General features: G+C 71.7%; 14 protein-coding genes and 3 pseudogenes. 11 read left to right on the forward strand and 6 right to left on the reverse strand.

Going from position 1 to position 19,779, the window contains the following annotated elements:
• The first annotated feature begins 2 nt into the window (after positions 1 to 2).
• Positions 3 to 2,693, forward strand: coding sequence for an AAA family ATPase (locus FDA94_RS31310; protein WP_246060252.1), 2,691 nt, complete (start codon positions 3 to 5; stop codon positions 2,691 to 2,693).
• Between the two features lies 1 nt (position 2,694).
• Here the strand turns inward: FDA94_RS31310 and FDA94_RS31315 are convergent, their stop codons facing one another.
• Positions 2,695 to 4,101 (reverse strand): acyl-CoA carboxylase subunit beta, encoded by a 1,407-nt coding sequence (locus tag FDA94_RS31315; protein ID WP_137250672.1) that lies wholly within the window; start codon positions 4,099 to 4,101, stop codon positions 2,695 to 2,697.
• A gap of 245 nt (positions 4,102 to 4,346) precedes the next feature.
• Here FDA94_RS31315 and FDA94_RS31320 point away from each other — a divergent pair, with 245 nt between their 5' ends.
• Positions 4,347 to 7,511 carry a GH92 family glycosyl hydrolase gene (locus tag FDA94_RS31320; protein WP_137250673.1) on the forward strand — a complete coding sequence of 1,055 codons (3,165 nt, stop codon included), beginning with the start codon at positions 4,347 to 4,349 and terminating at the stop codon, positions 7,509 to 7,511.
• A 116-nt stretch (positions 7,512 to 7,627) separates the two neighbouring features.
• The gene (locus FDA94_RS31325) at positions 7,628 to 7,831 is read left to right on the forward strand and encodes a hypothetical protein (protein ID WP_137250674.1); all 204 of its coding nucleotides are present in this window, start codon (positions 7,628 to 7,630) and stop codon (positions 7,829 to 7,831) included.
• On the opposite strand, the gene FDA94_RS40095 is transcribed toward FDA94_RS31325, so the two are convergent.
• A complete protein-coding gene (locus tag FDA94_RS40095) occupies positions 7,796 to 8,065 on the reverse strand; it encodes a hypothetical protein (protein ID WP_212735587.1) in 270 nt (89 codons plus the stop codon). The genes FDA94_RS31325 and FDA94_RS40095 overlap by 36 nt on opposite strands.
• Positions 8,066 to 8,362: 297 nt before the next feature.
• Here FDA94_RS40095 and FDA94_RS31335 point away from each other — a divergent pair, with 297 nt between their 5' ends.
• Both FDA94_RS31335 and FDA94_RS31340 read left to right on the forward strand, forming a co-directional pair.
• A complete protein-coding gene (locus FDA94_RS31335; protein ID WP_137250675.1) occupies positions 8,363 to 9,250 on the forward strand; it encodes a universal stress protein in 888 nt (295 codons plus the stop codon).
• Positions 9,240 to 9,890: a CBS domain-containing protein gene (locus FDA94_RS31340; RefSeq protein WP_137250676.1), complete on the forward strand. Its 651-nt coding sequence runs from the start codon at positions 9,240 to 9,242 to the stop codon at positions 9,888 to 9,890. Before FDA94_RS31335 ends, FDA94_RS31340 begins: the two co-directional genes overlap by 11 nt.
• Positions 9,891 to 9,992: 102 nt before the next feature.
• Here the strand turns inward: FDA94_RS31340 and FDA94_RS31345 are convergent, their stop codons facing one another.
• Both FDA94_RS31345 and FDA94_RS31350 read right to left on the reverse strand, forming a co-directional pair.
• Positions 9,993 to 12,590: a bifunctional acetate--CoA ligase family protein/GNAT family N-acetyltransferase gene (locus tag FDA94_RS31345; protein WP_137250677.1), complete on the reverse strand. Its 2,598-nt coding sequence runs from the start codon at positions 12,588 to 12,590 to the stop codon at positions 9,993 to 9,995.
• The gene (locus FDA94_RS31350) at positions 12,580 to 13,506 is read right to left on the reverse strand and encodes an Acg family FMN-binding oxidoreductase (protein ID WP_137250678.1); all 927 of its coding nucleotides are present in this window, start codon (positions 13,504 to 13,506) and stop codon (positions 12,580 to 12,582) included. Before FDA94_RS31350 ends, FDA94_RS31345 begins: the two co-directional genes overlap by 11 nt.
• 178 nt (positions 13,507 to 13,684) lie before the next feature.
• On the opposite strand from FDA94_RS31350, the gene FDA94_RS31355 reads away from it, so the two are divergent.
• Positions 13,685 to 15,337 (forward strand): sensor histidine kinase, encoded by a 1,653-nt coding sequence (locus FDA94_RS31355; RefSeq protein WP_246060253.1) that lies wholly within the window; start codon positions 13,685 to 13,687, stop codon positions 15,335 to 15,337.
• 6 nt (positions 15,338 to 15,343) lie between these two features.
• Here FDA94_RS31355 and FDA94_RS31360 read toward each other — a convergent pair whose 3' ends face one another.
• Entirely contained in the window at positions 15,344 to 15,985 is a 642-nt protein-coding gene (locus tag FDA94_RS31360) for a response regulator transcription factor (RefSeq protein WP_137250680.1), read from the reverse strand.
• 121 nt (positions 15,986 to 16,106) lie between these two features.
• Between FDA94_RS31360 and FDA94_RS31365 the strand changes: the two are divergent.
• The 5 genes and pseudogenes from FDA94_RS31365 to FDA94_RS31385 all read left to right on the forward strand — a co-directional run.
• Positions 16,107 to 16,372: pseudogene (locus FDA94_RS31365) on the forward strand (cytochrome ubiquinol oxidase subunit I); the annotation flags it as partial.
• Position 16,373: 1 nt separating this feature from the next.
• A pseudogene (locus FDA94_RS31370) lies at positions 16,374 to 16,640 on the forward strand (cytochrome d ubiquinol oxidase subunit II); the annotation flags it as partial.
• Between the two features lie 102 nt (positions 16,641 to 16,742).
• Positions 16,743 to 17,300 (forward strand): DoxX family membrane protein, encoded by a 558-nt coding sequence (locus FDA94_RS31375; RefSeq protein WP_137250681.1) that lies wholly within the window; start codon positions 16,743 to 16,745, stop codon positions 17,298 to 17,300.
• A 136-nt stretch (positions 17,301 to 17,436) separates the two neighbouring features.
• A pseudogene (locus FDA94_RS31380) lies at positions 17,437 to 17,658 on the forward strand (phosphoketolase family protein); the annotation flags it as partial.
• A 115-nt stretch (positions 17,659 to 17,773) separates the two neighbouring features.
• Positions 17,774 to 18,202, forward strand: a complete 429-nt coding sequence (locus tag FDA94_RS31385) for a pyridoxamine 5'-phosphate oxidase family protein (RefSeq protein ID WP_137250682.1) — start codon at positions 17,774 to 17,776, stop codon at positions 18,200 to 18,202.
• A 45-nt stretch (positions 18,203 to 18,247) separates the two neighbouring features.
• Here the strand turns inward: FDA94_RS31385 and FDA94_RS31390 are convergent, their stop codons facing one another.
• On the reverse strand, positions 18,248 to 19,594 hold the full coding sequence (locus tag FDA94_RS31390; protein WP_137250683.1) for an Acg family FMN-binding oxidoreductase: 1,347 nt from the start codon (positions 19,592 to 19,594) through the stop codon (positions 18,248 to 18,250).
• Positions 19,595 to 19,779 lie beyond the last annotated feature (185 nt).

Genomic DNA, 19,779 nt, shown 5'->3' on the forward strand with positions numbered 1-19,779 from the left:
CGGTGGACGACACGCATGAGGGCATCGCGACGCTGCGGGTGCTGCTGGCCGAGGCGGTCGCGGGCAAGGGCAGGATCGCGATGGTCACCGGCGCGGTGGCGACCGGCAAGAGCGAGCTGCTGTACCTGATCGCCGAGCACGCCCTCGACCAGGGCGCGCTGCCGCTGACGGCCACCGGTTCGCCGGCCGAGAGCGGCCTGCCGCTGGGCGTGCTGTCCCAGCTGCTGCACCACGCGCCGCTGCCGGACGAGCAGCGGGCCGCCATGCTCGGCCTCCTGCACGAGGGCGCCCGCAGGCAGCTGGCCGGCGACACGGGCGCCGAGTCGATCGAGCACGTGGACGCGCAGATCGTGGACGCCCTCTGCGTGGTCCTGCTGGAACTGGCCGGGCGCTGCCCGCTGGTGATCACGGTCGACGACGTGCACCACGCCGATCGCGCCTCACAGCTGTGCCTGGCCTACCTGGCCAGGCGGATCAGGTTCGCGAATGTCCTGCTGGTGTTCAGCACCCCCGACCATAGCCCCCACCTGCGCACCCTCTTCCACACCGAGGTGCTCAGGCAGCCGCACTGCCGTCCGGTGCGACTCACCCACCTGTCCCGCGAGGGCGTCGACGCCCGGCTCGGCGAGGACGCCGCCCACCGGTTCGGCGAGCTCGTCCACACCCTGAGCGGCGGCAACCGGCTGCTCGTCGACGCCCTGCTGGAGGACCTCCAGGTCACCGGCGCCCCCGGTGACCGCTACGGCGAGGCGGTGCTGGCGTGCGTGCGCAGGCTGGGGCCGTGCGTCCAGGAGGCGGCGTACGGCCTGGCCGTGCTGGGCGAGCCCGGCTCGATCAGCCGCCTGCTCGGCCTCGGCGAGAGCGAGGCCGTCGTCGCCAAGTCGCTCCAGGCGATGGCCGGGGCCGGGCTGCTGGACGGCGGCCGGTTCCGGCACGAGGCGGCGCGCTCGGCCGTCCTGGCCGAACTGGACGCCGCCGACCGCATCCACCTGCACCGCCGCGCCGCCGAACTGGCCCACCGCGACGGCGCGTCCGCCGACGTCGTGGCCGGCCACCTCGCCCAGGCCGGCCACGCGGGCGACCCGTGGGCGCTGTCGGCCCTGGAGGAGGCGGCCCGGCTCGCGCTCCGCGACGACGGCGTGGAGTCCGCGATCGAGTACCTCAGACTGGCCTGGCGCGCCTGCGACGACGAGCGCCGCCGGGCCAGGATCGGCACCGCGCTGGTCCGGGCCGAATGGCGGATCGACCCCGGCACGCCCGCCGGCCACCTGGCCGGGCTGACCGACGCCCTGCACAAGGGCCACCTCGGCGGCGGGGAGACCGTCGTCCTGGCCAAGGCGCTGCTCTGGCACGGCCACGCCCAGGACGCCCTGGACGTCGTGGGCCGCCTGCGCGAGCTCCGCGAACCCGACCGGGAGACCTCGGCCGAGCTCGCCGCCGCCCGCCCGTGGTTCCGCGCCCACTACCCGTCGTTCCTGCCGCACCTGCCGGAGGTCGGCGTCCCGCCCGCCCCGGCCCTCGGCGTCGGCCGCCGGATCCAGTCGGCCGACGTGCTCGCCGACGTCCTCACCGACGGCCCCAGTGAGGAGACCATGGCCGCCGCCGAGCACATCCTGCGCGGCTGCCGCCTCGACGAGGTGACCCTGGACACGGTGGAGACGGCGCTGCTGGCCCTGACCTACACCGACCGCCCCGGCCGCGCCGCCCCGTGGTGTGACGCGTTCATCGCCGAGGCCGAAGCCCGGCGCGCGCCCAGCCGCCGGGCCCGCCTGTCCGCCATCCGGGCCGAGATCCGCCTCCGGGAGGGCGATCTGGCCGCGGCGGCAGGGGACGCGCGGCGGGCCCTGGAGATCATCCCCGCCGGGAGCTGGGGGGTGGCCGTGGGCGGGCCGCTGGGCACGCTGCTGCTGGCCGGCGGCGCGATGGGCCGGCTGGACGACTGCCTGCCCGAGGTCAACCTGCCCGTCCCCGAGGCGATGCTGGAGACCCGGTACGGCCTGCAGTACCTGCGGGGCAGGGGGCGTCTCAACCTGGCGGCCGACCGTCCCGGCCAGGCGCTGCGGGACTTCCGGCTGTGCGGCGAGCTGATGACGCGCTGGGACCTGGACGCCCCCGGCTTCATCGCATGGCGGCTGGACGCCGCCGAAGCCCTGATCGCGCTGGGCGACGAAGAGGAGGCCAGGCGGCTCGTGAAGGAGCAGCTCTCCCGCTGCGGGCCCCCGTCCCGGCGGGTCCGCGGTTCGGCGTTACGCCTGCTGGCCGCCGTCAGCGAGGTCCACGAGCGCCCGGCGCTGCTGCGCCAGGCCGCCGAGCCGCTCCAGGAGGGCGGCGACCGCTACGAGTACGCCCGCCTGCTGTGCGACCTCACCGAGGCCTACCACGCCGTCGGCGAGCACCGCAGGGCCGGGATGCTCAAGCAGCGCGCCCGCGCCATGGCCAAGGAGTGCCACGCCGAGCCGCTCACCCGGGCGCTGGCCCGCAGGGACGATCCGGCCTCCACCGTGCCCGCGCAGCTCAGCGACGCCGAACTCCGGGTGGCGCACCTGGCCGCCGAGGGTCACACGAACCTGGAGATCGCCACCCGGCTCTACATCACCGTGAGCACGGTCGAGCAGCACCTGACGCGCATCTTCCGCAAGCTGAACGTGTCCCGCCGCACCGAGTTGCCGGCCACCCTCGAGCGCATCGGATGACTCACAACGGGATGTTGCCGTGCCGCCCACGCCGGCAAGGGGCCCGGTTCAGGGCCTCTGCCAGGCGGAGCCGGGTGGTCTCGGGCGAGATGACCTCGTCGACGACGCCGAGCGCGAGCGCCCGTCCGACTCCGCCGGAGACGCGCAGGTGCTCCTGGGTGAGCCGCGCCTTCAGGTCCGCGCGCTCGTCGTCGGGCACGGCGGCCAGCGCCTTGCGGTGCAGGACGCCGACGGCCGACTCGGCCCCCATGACCGCGACCTCCGCGTCCGGCCACGCGAAGACCGCGGAGGCGCCGAGAGAGCGTGAGTTCATCGCGATGTACGCGCCGCCGTACGCCTTGCGGGTGATCAGGGTCACCCGGGGCACCACCGATTCGGCGAAGGCGTGCAGCAGCTTCGCGCCACGCCGGACGACCCCGTCCCACTCCTGGGCGATCCCGGGCAGGTACCCGGGCACGTCGACCACCACCACCAACGGCACGCCGAGCGCGTCGCACATCCGCACGAACCGGGACGCCTTCTCGGCGGAGAGCGTGTCGAGGCACCCGCCCTTGCGGATCGGATTGTTGGCCAGCACGCCCACGGAACGCCCGCCCAACCGGCCGAGGCCGACCAGGACGTTGCTCGCCCAGCGCGGCTGCAGCTCCAGGAACCCCTCGTCGACGATCGAGCGCACGAGCGGCCGGACGTCGTACGCGCGGCGCGGCGAGTCGGGCAGGATCGCGGCCAGGTCGCGGCCTTCGGCGAGCGCGCCGAGGTCGAAGTTCCCGGGCCGGGCGAACACGCCCGTGAGCCGGCGCGCCTGCTCGTACGCCTCGTCCTCACCACCCGCGACCAGGTGCGCCACCCCCGACTTGGGGCCGTGCGCCTCGGGACCCCCGAGCCCGGCCATGTCGATGCGCTCCCCGGTGACACTGCGGACGATCTCCGGGCCGGTGATGAAGATCCGCGCGTCCTCGGCCATGATCACGATGTCGGTGAGCGCGGGCCCGTACGCGGCGGCTCCCGCGGCCGGACCCAGGACGACCGAGATCTGCGGGATCACCCCGGACACCCTGGTCATCGCCGCGAACATCCGCCCCACCCCGTGCATCGACTCGACACCGTCGGCGAGGCGCGCCCCGCCCGAGTGCCACAGCCCGATCACCGGGCAGCCGAGCCGTTCGGCCGCGCCGATGGCCTCCACGACGCGCTCCGCGCCCGCTCCCCCGAGCGCGCCGCCCATCCGGGTCGCGTCGGTGCAGTACGCGACGACCACCGCGCCGTCCACCCGCCCGCACACGGCCTGAACCCCGCTGTCGTCGTCGGCGTGCAGCGGCACCGCCGAACCGGGGTCGAGCAGCCGGGCCAGCCGGACCGAAGGAGCCCGGTGATCCATCTCGACGTCGACGATCGGCATGGTGGTCATCCGCGAACCCCGATTTCCCTCAGAGGTATTTCGCCGAATGTGCCCGGCCGCGCCTCCGTCAGCCAACCCCTATTTTCCGCCATCCCTGTATGACCAGCGGAAACGTCTATTGGCAACTTGTGACCGCCACTTCTGCCAATTGACCGGTCATCTCACATCCGCGTTTCCTCGTCGTGATCACCTGAACGATGGAGGGCACTTTGTCCATATGGTCAGCACCGACGGTCGCCGCGCTTCTGGCGGCGATGGCATTGCCGGCGGGCGCGGTGGCCGACACCGTGCCCACCCCGGTCAGCGACGTGGCCGCACTCGTCAACCCGTTCCTCGGCACCAAGGCGGGCGCCGCCGACTTCGGGCACGGCGGCGGCGCGGGGATGAACTTCCCCGGCGCGGTCGTGCCGTTCGGCATGATGCAGTGGAGCCCGGACACGATGGAGAACGCCGGAGGCGGCTACGCGTGGGAGGACAACCGCCTGCGCGGTTTCTCGATGACGCACATCTCCGGGCCCGGCTGCACCGGCGCGCAGGACTTCCCGGTGATCCCGATCTCCGGCCGGATCGGCCGGTCGCCCGCCACCCACGGCGCCGACTACGTCCAGACGTTCAAGCACGAGAACGAGAAGGCCGCCCCCGGCTTCTACAGCTCGGTCCTCGACACCGGCGTCAAGACCGAGCTGTCGGCGAGCACGCGCGGCGGCGTGGCCCGCTTCAGCTTCCCGGCCGGCAGGCCGGGCACGCTCCTGCTGAACACCAGCGGCTCGGTCAACGGCGTGGACGACGGCGAGACCAGGATCAGCGGCAACACCGTCACCGGCTGGGTGCAGACGGGCGGCTTCTGCGGCCCGCCGATGCGGTACAAGGTGTACTTCCACGCCACGTTCGACCAGCCGATCCTCGGCCACGGCACCTGGAAGGACGACACCGTCACGCCGGGAGGCGCGGCCGTCCGGAACGCCTCTGAGGCGAAGGTCGCCAACGCCGAAGTGGTCACCCCCGGCGACATCTCGGTGAACGGGCCCGGCTCGGGCGCGTACCTGGAGTTCGATCCCGCCAGGCCGGTCCAGATGCGGGTGGGGCTGTCCTACGTGTCACTGGCCGGCGCGAAGAACAACCTGGCGGCCGAGATCGGCCAGGACGGCGTGGACCAGGTCGCCGCGAAGGCGCGGGCCGCCTGGAACGCCCGGCTGGGGCAGGTGCGGATCGGCGGCGGCACCGGTGAGCAGCAGCACACCTTCTACAGCAACCTCTACCACGCGCTGCTCCAGCCGTACGTCTTCGAGGACGTCGACGGCACCTACACCGGCATGAACGGCCAGACCTACAAGGTCGCGCCGGGAAGGCACCACTACGCGACGTTCTCCGGCTGGGACATCTACCGCAGCGAGGTCCAGCTGCTCGCCCTGCTCGCCCCGGACGTGGCCAGTGACATCGCCCAGTCGATGTACGACAACGCCCAGTCGGTCGGCAACGTCTGGGACCGCTGGTCACACCAGAACGCGATCACCGGCGTCATGGTCGGCGACCCGTTCCACTCGATCCTCTCCAGCGTGTACGCCTTCGGCGCCCGCGCCTTCGACGCCCCGAAGGCCCTGGACGCGATGGCCGCCTCCGCCCGCCGGGTGGGCCCCAAGGACATCGGCCACCCGCAGCTCGGCTACGACCAGCGCCCCGGCAACGCCGACTTCATGGCCAAGGGCTACGTCCCGATGGATGTGTCGACCACCCTGGAGTACGGCATCGCCGACTTCGGCATCGCCCAGCTGGCCGCCCGCCTGGGCGAGACCGCGCTGTCGGCCGAGTTCATGAAGCGCGCCCAGGCCTGGCAGTCCACCTACAACCCGGCCAGCACCTGGATCCAGCCGAAGATGGCCGACGGCGCGTTCCGGTCGCCGTTCGACCCGGGCACGATGAACTCCTACATCGAGGGCAACGGCGCGCAGTACCACTGGCTGGTGCCGCACAACGTACGCGGCCTGTTCGACTCGATGGGCGGCAACGCGGCGGCGGCCGCCCGCCTGGACGAGTTCTTCAAGGTCCTCAACGCGGGCCCGAACCAGCCGTACGCCTACCTCGGCAACGAACCGTCCGCCGCCACACCGTGGTTGTACGCGTGGGCCGGGCAGCCGTACAAGACCCAGGATCTGGTCCGGCGGATCCAGAAGGAGCTCTTCTCCCCGGCCCCCGACGGCCTGGTCGGCAACGACGACCTCGGCGCGATGGGCTCCTGGTACGTCTGGTCCGCGATCGGCCTGTTCCCGGCGATCCCCGGCCGCGCCGAGCTCCTGGTCAACACCCCGCTGTTCGACACGATCACGATCAAGCGCCCCGCCGGCGACCTGGTCGTCAACGCGCCGGGTGCCGCCAACCGCTACGTCAGAACCCTGAAGGTCAACGGCGTGGCCACCACGAAGGCGTGGCTGCCGGAGACGATCGCGCAGCGCGGCGGCCGGCTCGACTTCACCACCTCGACCGTCCCGAACACCGCGTTCGGCTCGGCCCCCGCCGACGCGCCACCCGCCTTCAACGAGGGCGCCAAGCCGGTGCTGCTGGGCCTGAACCCGGGCAGCGGCCCGGTCGAGCCCGGCAGGACGTTCGAGACCACGATCACGGCCCGCGCGACCGGTCAGACCGGCGCGTCGGTGCGCTGGGAGGCCAAGCCCCCGCCGGGCGTCTCGGTCACCCCGATCAGCGGCACCCTCACCCCGGCCGCGGGCGCCGCCGCCTCACGGCGCATCACGGTGACCGTCCCCGCCGGCACCCCGCTCGGCACGATCAGCATCCCGATCATCGGCTCCGGCCAGGTCGGCGCGGGCATCCGGCTGAACGTGGCCAGGCCGGGCACCCCCGCCTGGCACCACAACAACGCCAGCATCGGCGACGACACCAAGCCCGGCAGCGCCAACGTGGACGGCGCGAACTTCAGCTACTCCGCCCAGGCCCTCGCCGCCGCCGGCCTCACCCCCGGCGCGACGGTCGCCTGGAACGGCTTCACGTTCACCTGGCCGAACCGCGGTCCCGGCGAGTGGGACGACATCCAGCCCGGCCTGAAACCCCTGGACGTCACCGCCCCCACCGGCGCCCGCGAGATCGCCTTCCTCGGCGCCGGCACCGGCGGCTACCCCGAGGTGGACGCGACGATCACCTACGCCGACGGCACCACGACCACCGCCAAGCTCGGCATGAGCGACTGGCTGCTCGACTTCGGCGGCGGCTCACCCCAGTACGGCAACGAGATCATCGCCTCCAGCCCCTACCGGCTGTACGGCGGCTCGTGGGCCATGCAGCCCATCCCGGCGCACGTGTTCGCCGCCCGGCCGATCACCCTGAACCCGGCGAAGAAGCTGAAGAGCATCACGTTCGGCCCCTCCGACGACGGAACCCTGCACATCTTCACCTGGGCGTTCCGGTAACCAGCCGGGAAGGGTGCCCCGCAGGCTGCGGGGCGCCCTTTCCCGCCGCGCGAAGACGAACGCCTACAGGCGTTACCTCGTAGATCGGGGTTCGGCTGGGGCAATAGCATCCTGCGATGGCCAATGAACGTCTTTACGGCGGCGAGAGCTCCGCCTTCATCACGGCGCTGGTGGCTCTGCAACGTGCCCAGGGCGTGCCGCTCGACCAGGCATACCGGTTCGCCGAAGCCACCTATCGGGAGACGACGTCCAGGAAAGGCAGGAACTCCTTCGGCAACGACGAGCTACTGGAATTCCTGAGGTTGTTCGAACAGCGCTGAGCCGTCGGCTCCCGGCGGCGGCGCGCCGGGAGCCCGCGCGGTCAGCGGCGAACCACCGAGATCCGCCGCGCGCAGCTGCGCGCGAGACGAGGCGACCCGGTTCGCGGTCGGGTGTGCGGTGGTGCCGAGTACGCGAGCGCGTCTGGTCGCGTGGGCGATGACGGCCAGATCCATCGACGAGGGCGTGGCGACGTCGACGTCGTAGATCCCTCGCCGCCGCTCCTCGGGGAGCATCCCGGCGATCCTCTCCCACGCCGACTTCGCGGCGGGCCGCCGATCACGACCCGGAGGTCACGCCCGACCAGGACCGAAGTCACCTCCACCAGGTCGACGGCGACCTGGTGAAAGTGTTTGGCTGGTACGACAACGAGTGGGGCCACGCGAGCCGCCTGGCCGAGACGGCCGGCCGGATCGCCGCCGAATGACGCCCGATGACCGGGCCCGGTGCTTTCGCCTCCCTCCGCGAGGACCTTCGTCCCTGGGGGACCGCAGGTCGCGCGGGATGTCATGGAGGCGACCCCAGGAGGAGCCATGAAAGAAGCCATCGTCGTCGGTGTGGACGGTTCCCCGGCCACCGTCGCCGCCATCGAGTGGGCCGCGGACGACGCGGCCCGGACCGGCCTGCCGTTGCACGTCGTCTTCGCCGTCGACCGGTCCCCGCACGAGATCCCCAAGTTCCCCAGCCCCGGGCTGGAGGACGCGCTGTCCCGCGGCGCGGCCCGCGTCCTCGACGAGGCCGAGAAGGCAGCCAGGGCCAGACAGCCCGGGATCACCGTCGTCACCGAGCAGATCGAGGGCCGGCCGGCGGACGTCCTGCGGCGTGCCGCCGCCGAGGCGGCGGAGCTGGTCGTCGGCACCCGTGGCATGGGCGGCTTCGCGGGCGCGGTCGTCGGGTCGGTGAGCTCGCACGTCGCCGGGCACGTGCCCGGTCCCGTGGTGGTGGTCCGCCACCTGCCGGGGCCGCCCACCGGCGAGATCGTCGTCGGTGTCGACGACTCCCCCGCCGCGCGGCCCGCACTGGCCTACGCGTTCGAGCAGGCCCGCTCGCGCCACAGCGCGCTCCGGGCGGTGCGCGCCTGGATGGAGCCGGTGCACGCGTACGCCCCCGGCATCCTCTACGACCTGGAGGAGATCGCCACCGCGCAGCACGCCGTGGTCGCGGGGCTGCTCGACCCGTGGCGGGAGCGCTACCCGGAGATCAAGGTCATCGAGGACGTGCGCCTGGGACATCCCGTCGCGGCCCTGGTGGACGCCTCCGCGGGCGCCGACCTGCTCGTCGTGGGCTCGCACGGCCGGGGCACGGTCGCCTCGGCGCTGATGGGCTCGGTCAGCCGGGCCGTCCTGCACCACGCCGAGTGCCCAGTCGCGGTCGTCCGGCCCGGCGCACCTGCGGAGGGGGCTGAAGACCATGTCCGTTGAGGTCAGAGACGTGATGGGCCGCGTGGCGATCGCCGTGGAACTGGAAGCGGACTTCGCCGAGATCGTGGCCGCCATGCGGCGGTTCAAGGTGGGCGCGGTCGCCGTCATCGACGCCGACCGCCGCCCCGTCGGGGTCGTCTCGGAGGACGACCTGCTGCTGCGGGAGATCGTCCCCCGCAGGACGTTCGCCTCGTTCGGTCCGGGCAACCGGGCGCGCCGGCGCAAGGAGCGGGCGGTGCGCGCGGTCGAGCTGATGACCTCGCCCGCGATCGTCGTGATGCCGGGGACGTCGGTGAAGGCGGCCGCACGGCTGATGCACAAGCACCGGGTGAAGCAGCTCCCGGTGATAGACCCGGTCACCGGGCGGGTCTGCGGCACGGTCCACCAGTTCGACCTGCTGCGGGTGTTCCTCCGCCCGGCGGCCGACCTGGAGGCCGACGTCACGGCCGCCGCGAATCCCGAGGCGATCACCTGCGACGTCGACAGAGGGGTGGTCACCGTCGCGGGAGAGATCGGGGACCTGGAGCTCCGCAGGCTTCTCAGGGAGATCCGGGAGATCGACGGCGTGATCGACGTCGCGGTGGGCGAGATCACGGCGCCGGCCACCGTTCCGGAGGCCGTCTTCCCCCCGCTGCTCTGAACACGGAACGAAAGGGCCGGTCCGGCGAGTGATCGCCGGACCGGCCCTTCGCGTCGTGCAGACGACTCCACCGTCACGACCTCCGGGGTGTGTCTCCTCCTGTCAGCGAAGTCTGCGGATGAAAGGCGAGGGCGGCCGTCCGGCCGGGGCCAGCCGGATCCGGGCGTCGACGGCGACCGCGCCGCCGGGGGTGACGATCACCGGGTTGAGGTCGAGTTCGGCGACCTCGGGGAGGGCGTCCATGAGCCGGCCGACCTTCGTGATCACGTCGGCCAGCGCCCGCGCGTCGGCGGGGGGCCGGCCGCGGTAGCCGTACAGCAGAGGATGCGAGCGGAGCTCGCGGATCATCGCCTCGGCGGTGTCGGCCGAGAAGGGCGGCACCCGGAAGGCGCGGTCGGCGAGCAGGTCGGCGGTGACGCCGCCCATGCCGACCATGACCAGCGGGCCGAAGGCCGGATAGTTGACGCCGCCCACGATGATCTCGGTGCCCTGCTCGACCATCGGCTGGACGACCGCGCCGGTCATCTCCGCGCCGATCGACTCCCGCATCGCGGCGAACGCGGCCCTGGTCTCCTCCGGGGTGGTCAGCCCGACCCGTACACCGCCGACGTCGCTCTTGTGGACGGGGCCGACCGCCTTCAGCACCACCGGGCCGCCCAGGGCGGCGGACGCCTCGGCCGCCGCGTCGGCGTCCGCCACGCCGATCGTCTGGACGAGCGGGATGCCGAAGTGCCGGAGCAGTCCGTCGAGCGCGTCGGGGTCGAGCCATCCTTCGGGGGCCTGGCCCGACAGCAGTGATCGCGCGGTGAGGTCGTCGAAGCCGCCCGTCTCCACCTCCTCGGCGGGCGAGTTCCGCCACTCGGCGTAGTCGACGACCCGGGCCAGCGCCTGGACGGCCTGTTCCGGGTAGGCGTAGCTCGGCACGCGGCCGTCGATGAGACCGTCCTCCCCCAGGACGCAGGCGATGACCGGCTTGGCCGCGTGACGGGTGGCCTTCGCGATCGCGTCCCTGGTGGCCGGGGCGCCGGAGCCGAAGGGCGGGGTGTAGACGACCACGACCACGTCCACCTCCGGATCGGCCAGAGCGCTCTCGATCCCCAGGCCGATGTCCTCGGCGGACGCCTCCGCGCCCAGGTCGACCGGGTTGCCGAGCGCGGCCGTCGGGAACCTGCGCCGCAGGTCGGCGCCGGGGGTGAGGGCCGGGACGACCAGCCCGGCGCGCTCGCAGGTGTCGGCGGTCATGGCCTCCGGGCCGCCCGAGTTGCCGACGATGGCGACTCTCCGTCCGGCGGGCAGCGGCTGCGTCTCCAGGAGCCGGGCGGTGTCGTACATGTCGCGGATGCTGTCGAGGCGGATCACCCCGGCCGAGCGGACCAGCGCGTCGACGGCGATGTCCGGGGTCGCGGCGGCGGCGGTGTGGGAGCGCACGGCCCGGTCGCCGGCGTCCGAACGGCCGCTCTTGACCAGCAGGACCGGCTTGCGGCGGCCCACGCGGGCGGCGATCCGGGCGAACCTGCGGGGGTTGCCGAACGACTCCAGGTAGAGGGCGACGACCCGGGTGGCCTCGTCGTCCTCCCAGTACTCCAGCAGGTCGTTGCCGCTGACGTCGGCCTTGTTGCCGACCGACACGAAGGAGGAGATCGGCAGCCGGTCGAGCAGCACCGCGCCGACCGCCCCCGACTGGGACAGCACCGCGACACCGCCCCGTTGCGGCGCGCCGCGCAGGAAGCTCGCGTTCAGGCGGGCGGCGGTGTTCACGATGCCCAGGCAGTTGGGGCCGATCAGGCGCATCCCCGCCGTGCGGCAGATCGTCAGGAGTTCGCGTTCGGCGTTCTTCCCGCCCTGCTCGGCGAACCCGGCCGACAGGACCACCAGGCCGCGCACCCCCGCCGCCGCGCAGTCGCGGGCCACGTCCAGGACGGCTTTGGCGGGGACCGCCACCACGACGACGTCGACCTGCTCGGGCAGCATAGCCAGCGAGTGATAGGCCGGCCATCCGGCGATCACGTCGGCGTGCGGGTTGACGGGGTAGATCGTGCCGGGGAATCCGCCGTCGATCAGGTTGCGCAGCACCTTGTGCCCGACCGAGTCGGGGTTGCGGCCGGCGCCGACGACGGCCACGGCACGCGGTTCCAGCACCCGCCGCAGCGAGGCGCGTTCGGCCTCGTGGTCGCGGGCCGCGATGGTCCCGGCCAGGCGGCTTCCGGCGGTGAGCGCCACGATCACGCGGGTGTCCGGGCCGCTGCGGGTGACCTCGACCGGCAGGCCCACGTTCGAGAGCACGTCGAGCATGACCTTGTTCTCGGTCAGGACGTCGGCGACGAACCGGGTCACCCCTTCGGCCGCGGCGGCGAGGGCCAGGTGCTCGACGAGCAGCGTGCCCAGGCCGGTGCCGTGCAGGGCGTCGTCCACGAGGACGCCGATGTCGGCGGTGCCGTCCCCGGCCGGGATGTACTCGGCGACGGCGGCGAGCCGTCCCGCCGCCAGAGCGACCAGCACGTGACCGTCGTGGCCGGGCCGGATGATCCGGTCGACGTACGCGTGCGCGCTCGCCCGCCCGCCGGTGAAGAACCGCAGGTAGGCGGAGGTCTCGGAGACGCGTTCGACCAGGTGGTGCAGGTCCGGCGCGTCGGCCGGCTCAAGAGGGCGGACGTGGGCGATGCCGCCGTCGCGCAGCAGGACGTCGCATTCATCGGACATGGTGGATCTCCAGTTCGGTCACGGGACGGCGGGGGGCGCGGGGCACAGGCGGGCCGTAGCCGAACCTGATGATCATTTGTGGGTGCCCGCGCCGGTGGCGGGGGGCGGTGTGGCCGCGCATGTCGCGCAGGTCGAGCGGCTGGTTCAGGAAGGATGTCGACAGCCCGGCGGCGGTGGCGACCAGGAGCACCCGTTCGAGGGCCTGTCCGGCGCGTAGCCAGTCCACCGGCCGGTCGCCGGGCGTGGTCAGCACGGCGATCCGCGGCCGCGCCTCGAACGCGGCCGACCGGTACCGCCGGCCGAGGTTCCGGGTCACGGGCGGATCTCCGGCCGGGCCGGGGCCACGCACGTAGTCGGGCACCGCCCACCGGGTGAGCTCCGCCTGATACTCGGCGTCGCGGCCCAGCTCGTCCTCCGCGATGGCCGCGTATTCGAGCAGCTCACGAACCCCGTCGCGGTCGAGGACGACCAGGCAGGCCCCCTCCCGGCTGGCGGCGATCTTCATGTCACCGATGATCCCGGCGGGCACGGCCCGATCGTCGTAAGGCTCGCGGTTGGTCCTGCGGGCGGGGATGGCGGCGTACAGGACGCGCTCGGCGGGGAGTGACGGCTCGGTCTCCTTGAGGCGCACGGCGGCCAGCAGGCCGGGCTCGGGCATCAGCCACACCAGCGGGTGATGGCCCGTCTGCCGGACGGCCAGCCGCAGGTTGAGCAGGGCGGCACCGCAACTCACGTGCAGCGACTTGGCACGGGGATCACCCACCGCGAGCCGGCGTTCCGGATCGGCGGACAGTTCGAGGTACTCACGCCGCACGATGCGAATGCGCCACGGCTGGATGTTCTGCACCGACGGAGCCTCGCCGGCCGCGATCAGCAGTCGTCGTGCCCCGAGGTCGGTGGCCAGCGGAGTGATCATGACAAAGCCTCCTTAACGGGCCTGTCGCCACACTCCCGCCGACGACCCCCTGGGGTGCAGGGCCGGACGGCTCGCCGGCCGGGGACTTTGGTCCATCAACCCCATGGGTATTTCGATACCTTTTGGTGCCACACTTCGGGATATGACGGCGGACGGGGCACCCCCACTGATCCCGAGCATGCGTCTGGACGAGCTGCTCTCGGAGCTCCAATCACGCCTGGAAGCGGTGCTCGCCACCCGCGACAGGGTCCACACCCTCCTGGAGGCGGTGGTCCTGGTCGGCAGCGACCTCCAGCTGGAGACGGTGCTCCGCCGCATCGTGAAGGCCGCGACCCAACTCGTGGACGCCAGCTACGGCGCCCTGGGCGTGATCGGCGAGGAGAACACCCTCCTGGAGTTCATCCCCGTGGGCCTCAGCGAGGAGGAGATCGCCCGGATCGAGCACTGGCCCCACGGTCTCGGCCTGCTCGGCATGCTCATCAAGGAACCCCGCCCGCTGCGGCTGTCCCGGATCTCCGACCACCCCGAGTCGTACGGCTTTCCCCCCGGCCACCCGCCGATGGGCTCCTTCCTCGGCGTCCCCCTGCGGGTGCGGGAAGAAGTCTTCGGCAACCTCTACCTCACCGAGAAACGCGGCGGAGCCGACTTCGACGAGGAGGACGAGGCGGTCGTCATCGCCCTGGCCACCGCCGCCGGTGTGGCCATCGAGAACGCCCGCCTCTACGGCGAGACCCACCGCCGGGAGATCTGGCTGCAGGCCAGCTCCGAGGTGACCACGAGCCTGCTGTCCGGCGCGGACGTGGGCGACGTCCTCAGCCAGGTGGCCCGGAACGTACAGGACATGGCGGACGCCGATGTCACCTCGATCCTCTTCCCGACCAGCGACGGCCAAGCACTGCGGGTGTTGATAGCCGAAGGCGCCGAAGGCCTGCTCGGCACCGAAGTCGGTCTCGACGGGTCACTGCCGGGCGAGGCGTACCGGACCGGCGGACCGGTCACTGTCCCCGACCTGGCCGCGACCGACTACGAAATCATCGACGACCTGCCGATGGGTCCCGCCGCCGCCGTCCCACTGGGCGCGGCCGGATCGATCAGGGGCGTGCTGACCTTCGGAAAGCGCCCGGGCCGTATTCCGTTCTCCCCCTCGACGGTGCGCATGCTGAACGCCTTCGCCGGGCAGGCCGCGATCGCGCTGGAGCTGGCCGAGGCCAGGAGGGACGCCGAGCGTCTGGGGCTGCTGGAGGATCGCGACCGCATCGCCAAGGATCTGCACGACGTGGTGATCCAGCGGCTGTTCGCGGTGGCGATGACCCTGATGAGCACGGTCCGGCTGGTCGACCGGCCCGAAGGCGCCTCCCGCGTCCAGCACGCCATCGACGAACTGGACGCGACGATCCGCCAGATCAGGGCGACGATCTTCGCGCTGCAGAGTCCGCTCGGGCCCGGCGGATCGGGTCTGCGGGCGCAGATCGTGGAACTCGTCGAGGGGACCCGCGGGCACCTGGGGTTCGTCCCGGGGCTGCAACTGGAGGGTCCACTCGACAACGCCGTGCCGGAAGCGGTGGTCGCCCAGTTGCTTCCCGTCCTGCGGGAGGCGCTGTCGAATGTCGTGCGGCACGCGAAGGCGACCCGAGTCGAAGTCGTGGCCGAGGTCGCCGGAGGCCGTGTCACGCTGACGGTCGAGGACAACGGCGGCGGCCTGCCTCCGGAGGGCCGCCAGAGTGGGCTGCGCAACCTTCGCGACCGCGCCGATCAACTAGGCGGCACGTTCGAGACCGGTTCGGGCGCGCTCGGCGGGACCCTGCTGCGCTGGAGCGTGCCGACCGGCTGACGGCCGTCAGTCGTGCGGGTCGGCCTGAAGACGCGCGGCCAGGGCCGCCACCTGGGTGCGGCGCTGCATGCTCAGCTTGGTGAGCAGGGTGGACACGTAGTTCTTCACCGTCTTCTCGGCCAGGAACATGCGTTCGCCGATCTGGCGGTTGGTCAGCCCGTCGCCGATGTACTCCAGGATGCGGCGCTCCTGGTCGGTCAGCGCGGCCAGCGGATCCTTGCGCGCCGCGTCGTCGCGCAAGCGGTGCAGCATCGCCGACGTGGTCTGCGGATCCATCAGCGACTGGCCGGCCGCCACCGTGCGCACGGCGCCCACCAGGTCGGACCCGTGGATCTGCTTGAGGACATAACCGGCCGCGCCCGCCATCACCGCCTGGAACAGCGCCTCGTCGTCGGCGTAGGAGGTCAGCATGAGACAGGCCAGACCGGGCACCCGGTTGCGCACCTCCCGGCAGACCTCCACACCGGAACCGTCGGGCAGCCGCACGTCGAGCACCGCGACGTCGGGACGCAACGCGGGGATGCGCGCGATCGCCGACTCCGCGGTGCCGGCCTCGCCGATCACCTCGATGTCGTCCTCGCTGTCCAGGAGCGCGGCGACACCACGCCGGACGACCTCGTGATCATCAACAAGAAATACCCGAATCATGTCATCAATTTACTTTTAGCGGACAAACCGCAATAGGGACCAAGGTCCTCCCTCGCTGGGACGGATTCCCCTGGGGACGCCCGCGCCCGGCCTCCACGCTCCCAGCATGGATGTCCTCGACCTCTCCCGCTGGCAGTTCGGCATGAACTGGAGCGCCTACTCGCGGTTCGTCGGTGACGTGTTCGGCGCGCCCCTGGCCGTGGAGGGCTGATCGCCTTCTTCATGGAGTCCACGTTCCTCGGCCTGTGGATCTTCGGCTGGGACCGGCTGCCCCGCCGGGTGCACCTGGCCACCATCTGGCTGGCCTCGATCGGCACGGTGATCTCGGCGTACTTCATCCTCGCCGCCAACTCGTGGATGCAGCACCCCGTGGGATACCGGCTCAACCTCGTTCACGGCGAACGCCGTCGCCGTCGTCGCGATCACCGCCACGCTGTTCGGCGGCCTGTGGCCCGACGTCATGCCAGCGCTCGATCCGGCCCACAGCCTGACCGTGGCGAACGCGAGCTCCACCCCGTACACCCTCGGCGTGATGACCTGGGTCGCGGCCGTCTTCACCCCCGTCGTGCCGGCCTACCAGGCGTGGACCTACTGGGTCTTCCGCCGCCGGCTGACCGCCCCCAGGGACCAAAGTCCCGTCCGCGAAGGGTCTTGAGGACCGCGCCGGGGAGCCTTCCGGCACTGAGCGCGGACCCCGGAAAACGATGTCATTGAAAGTGCCACGAACGAGATGGAAATCCTCTGAAAGGGGCTCACGATGGCCACCACGCACGGACGCCGCATCTTCCACACGACCCCCCTCGTCACCCCCGAGGCGGCCACCCCTGCCACGGGCCCCGCGGACCGGGTCTGGGCCGTCGCCCGCATCGCCCTCGGCTGGATCTTCCTCTGGGCCTTCGCCGACAAGCTCTTCGGATTCGGCTTCGCCACCCCCGCCGCCAAGGCGTGGATCAACGGCGGCACCCCGACCACCGGCTTCCTGAAGGGCGCCGCCGAGGGCCCCCTGGGCGGCCTCTACGGCGCGCTCGCCGGGAACGCCCTGGTCGACTGGCTGTTCATGCTCGGCCTCCTCGGCATCGGCGCCGCCCTGATCGCCGGCATCGGCCTGCGGGTCGCCGCCGGGGCGGGCGCCCTGATGATGGTCCTGATGTGGGGCGCGGAACTGCCTCTCACCACCAACCCCTTCATGGACGACCACATCGTCTACGCCGTCGTCCTCATCGGTCTGGCCGCCGCCGCGGCCGGCGACACCTGGGGCCTGGGCCGCTGGTGGGCCCGCCTCCCCATCGTCCAGAAGTACCCGGTTCTCAAGTAGCAGCCAGCCCGTCGCGACGACGCCCCCCGGTTCTCCGGAGGCGCGTCGTCGCGTTTCCGTCGTCGAGTTTCAACGGCCCTCCCGCTCGGGACCTAGGTCCCTGGGAGGGCCTCGGCGCGGAGACGACGATCGGAGTATGGACACGCCGGAGAAAGTCGACGCCTACTGGCGGGCCGCCAACTACCTCTCGGTCGGCCAGATCTACCTGCTGGACAACCCCCTGCTGACCGAGCCGCTGGCGGCCACGCACATCAAGCCGCGCCTGCTCGGCCACTGGGGCACCACCCCCGGCCTCAACTTCGTCTTCGCCCATCTGAACCGCGTCATCACCGAGCGCGGCCAGGATCTGATCTACATCGCCGCCGTGGAGACGCATCAGGGCGACCCCGGTCGGCGAACACGTGGGGCAGTAGAATGGCGTGAATTCTGCCTCCTCCCTCTGATGAATCACTTTCATCGCTGAAAAGGAGCACATGATGGCGGGCAAGCAGAATCCCGAGGCCGGCACGCTCGAAACGCTGAGCGAACAGGAGTGCCTGCGGCTGATCGGCGCCGGCGGAATCGGCCGGGTGGCCTTCGGAGGGGCGCCGGGCCCCACTGTTTTCCCGGTGAATTACCGGCTGCTGAACGGTGAAGTCGTCTTCCGGATTCGTCAAGGCGGAACCATGGACGAGAGCCTCCGGTCCGGCATCGAAGACGTGGACGTCAAAATCGCCTTCCAGATCGATCACATCGACGAGGTCAACCATGAGGGCTGGAGCGTCCTGATCCAGGGACCCGCCCACCACGTCGCGGAAAACGACATCAAGGCGATCGTGGACTCCTGGGCGGGCGACGACCGCGACCACTACATCCGCATCACCCCGCAGCGCGTGACAGGCCGGCGGATCAACCGGCTCTGATCATGGATTGGCCAGGTCGGCGGTGTCCGCCGACCTGGCCGGGTCTCATCGGTCGTGTTCTTCGGACAGCACCTCCGACAACGGGCGCCTGACTCCACGGGTCGTTCCGTCCGGGTAGCCCAAGCGGATCAACACCTGCGGAAACTCCTTGGAGCAGAGCTCCGTCCGGACGAAGTCGCGAAGGTTCGGATACTCCAGCGACTGCGTGTGGAAGGCCGCGCCGATCCCGTGGACGGCGGCGTGCAGCAGCACCCTTTGCAGGGCCTGCCCGGCGTGCAGCCAGTCGATCCGGTCGTCGCCCGGAGTGGTGAGCAAGGCCACCACCCCCACCTCCGCCCCTGCCGCCTCGCCGACGTCGCCGCCCCAGCCCTGGCCCCGGCTGTAGTCGCGCTGCGGGAATCGCGGCGGTTCCCGGCCTGGCCGCAGGTAGGCGTCGGCGGGCACGCCGTCGCGGCGCCCGCTCCCCGGGCGTCGCCCCCAGCGGATCATCTCGAGATCGAAGTCAGGATCGCCCGCGTGCGCCTCCTGGGCCACCGAGGTCAGCGCGGCCAGCATCTCCACCGAGGTCTCGGAGGTGAGCGGGATCAGCCGGCCGCCCTCCTGGGCGGCCTCGGTCACGAGTGTTCCCAGCACACCCGCGGGCAGCGGCCGGTCGGTGAAGCCTCCCCGGTGCGTCCGGCGACGCGGAATCTCGTGCCGGATGGTCCTGACCTCCTCCCCAGCGGGCTCCGGAGGGCCGATGCGCACGGTGGCCAGCAGCGATGGACGATCGGGATCGGGCAGCGTCCGCACGATCGGGGCACGGTCCATGGCACGTATGGCGGTCTTCATGTTGAACAGGGCCGCGCCGCAGCTGATCAGCAGTTGCCGTCCCCGCGGATCGCTGAAGGGCAGCCGCCGGTCCATGTCGGCGCGGAGGCTGATCTCCTCCCCGGCGACGGCGAACGACCACGGCTGGGTGTTGTGAATCGACGGCGCCCAGGTGGCGGCCTCCACCACGGCTTCGAGCGCTTCCCGCCCGTCGCCTGGTTCGACGAGGGACACCACGTCCGGCTGCCAGACCATTCCGGCGATCTTCCCGCTGGCCGGATCGACCACCGGGACCTGCCGGATCGCGTGGCGATCCATGAGCCGGGCGACCTCCCCCGCGGTGACGTCAGACGTCACGGTGACGGCCGGAGAGCTCATCAGGTCCTCCGCTCGGAGTGAGCCGCCCCTGCCCCTCCGCAGATCACCTTCGGACACGACACCGACCGGCCGGTCCTCCTCGTCGACGACGGCGACCGCCCTGACCGAATACCGATCCATCGCGGCCACGATCTCCGCGCAACGGGCGCCGGGCCTTACGGCGACTGCGGTCCGACCCATGACCTCTGCGATTCTGATCGGCATGGATCACCCCTTATCCCTCTCATTCCAGAGAGGCAGCAGGCCATTCGTCCTAATAGCAAACCGTTCCCACGCGTGAACGCACAGGGCCGAAAGACCTCTTAAAAGAAATCCCCGAAGTCCTTGACCAGCGGATGGGATCGAGGCCGACGGAAATGCCCCGCCCAAAATGCCGTCATAGCCGATCC

The sequence above is a fragment of the Herbidospora galbida genome (assembly GCF_005233835.1).
Classification (GTDB): Bacteria; Actinomycetota; Actinomycetes; order Streptosporangiales; family Streptosporangiaceae; genus Herbidospora; species Herbidospora galbida.